This is a genomic window from Burkholderia sp. RF4-BP95, assembly GCF_001521985.1.
Taxonomy (GTDB): Bacteria; Pseudomonadota; Gammaproteobacteria; order Burkholderiales; family Burkholderiaceae; genus Burkholderia; species Burkholderia diffusa.
Genome location: NZ_LOSX01000004.1, coordinates 1 through 713, shown reverse-complemented (window position 1 = coordinate 713; position 713 = coordinate 1). Strand labels below are relative to the sequence as shown.

The following is a 713-nucleotide window of genomic DNA, read 5'->3' as shown; positions in this document are numbered from 1 at the left end:
CCAGTATGCGTACGATCCGATTGGCCGGCTCACGCGCGCGCAGTCGTCGCTGGGCGTGGAGACGTTTGCGTTCGATCCGGCGAGCAATATCGTGGACGCGACGGAGCGGGATGCGCACGGGATTGGCGCGCTCGGCGGGAAGCCGGCCGCGCCGCTGCTGGACAACCTGCTGAAGGAATATGCCGGCACGCACTACACGTACGACAAGCAAGGGAACCTGACGGCGCGCAAGCGCAACGGCGAGCATACGACGTTCGGGTGGAACAGCCTGGGCCGGCTGGTGACGGCGGAAAACCGGCACATGGAGGCGCGGTATGTGTACGACGCGCTGGGTCGGCGCATCGCGAAGCTGACGGAGCCGCAGGTGCCGCATCTGATGAACGCGGGCAGCGGCTGGCGGGATGCGGAGCGGCGTCGGCTGAAGCAGGAGCACGGCTATGGGCTGACGTTGTACGGTTGGGACGGCGATACGCTGGCGTATGAGACCTCGTGGGACAAGCGCGAGACGACGCACTATGTGTATGAGCCGGGAAGCTTCACGCCGCTGTTGCGCGTGACGGGGCCGGCGGTGCTGGGGGATGGGGAGAACGAAGCGCCGGATCTCACGTCGCTGGCGTACTACCATTGTGATCAGATCGGCACGCCGCAGGAGTTGACGGACGAGGCGGGTGAGCTGGCGTGGTCGGCACGCTATCAGGCGTGGGGTGAAGCGC

The 713-nt window shown here is 66.6% G+C and carries 1 protein-coding gene; it reads left to right on the top strand.

What is annotated here, in order from left to right; translation table 11 throughout:
- A partial coding sequence (locus WS46_RS00205; protein WP_179949105.1) for an RHS domain-containing protein occupies positions 1-713 on the top strand: 713 nt, incomplete at both ends.